The 899-nt window shown below is 55.6% G+C and carries 1 protein-coding gene; it reads right to left on the reverse strand.

Annotated features, from left to right (window positions below):
- Positions 1–353 precede the first annotated feature (353 nt).
- On the reverse strand, positions 354–899 hold a 546-nt coding region (locus RW092_RS09185; RefSeq protein ID WP_316010048.1), incomplete at its 5' end, for a transposase.

Raw genomic sequence — 899 nt, forward strand, 5'->3', positions numbered from 1 at the left:
TCTGCCTGAGCACGTGGCGCGAGAGCAAAAAAGCGAGCGACGGTCGGCACGCTGCTATCCGTGGGTTGGTTACCACATGTTATGCCTTCGTCAGGGAGAGCCCTTGCAAGCTAGAAACGCACGTTCAGTTTCTTTCAAAACCTAGTGCAAACGGACTACGCAAATTCTCTCCTGAACCTTCGTTTGCTCCCGGGCCTCGTGCTCCGGCGTGAGCTTGTCAAGCGTCTTCCTTGACAAGCGGTGGGGTACAATTCAACACTTTTCCAAATCCTCATCGAAGATGAGGAACGCCACACGGCGAGTGTGGGGGTGCAGGGGGCAACGTCCCCTGCGTCCTTCATCGTCCAAAGGCGTTAGGAGGCTGCTGGCTGCTCCACGGTTCGAGCAACCGCCCATATGAACCCAATCAATTCCCGGGCCACCGCACCGACGGCCACATTCTTGTGCTTGTTCTTTCCAAACACAAGATGACGGTATTTGTAATGCAATCTTTCTTGCGCCTTCCAGGACAACAGCTGTACGTCGGCGGGCATACCATCTAATCGCTTGGCGAGATCCCCTTTTACGGCAGGACGGTGACGGTAACTCCAAGCGGACTCCACCAAAGTCCGTCGTAAGCGGCCATTTCCGGCTTTGGTCATGCTGCCGCGGCGAGTACTTAGGCCCGTGGAATACTCACGAGGGACCAGTCCCAAGTACGCCATCAGTTGCGCAGGGGAGCGAAAACGCGCAAAGGTTCCGATTTCAGCCGCAAGGGTAATGGCTGTAAGCATTCCAATCCCCCGTAGGGACTGAAGAGCTTGGATCAGAGAAGCCTTAGAACCGGTCGCAGCTTGCTGGACCAGTGCTTTTTCTAGGCGCCCCATGCGTTGCTCGATCTCATCCAAAGCATGAAGCAT

Source organism: Paenibacillus sp. 3LSP (assembly GCF_032465655.1).
Lineage (GTDB): Bacteria > Bacillota > Bacilli > Paenibacillales > Paenibacillaceae > Fontibacillus > Fontibacillus barengoltzii.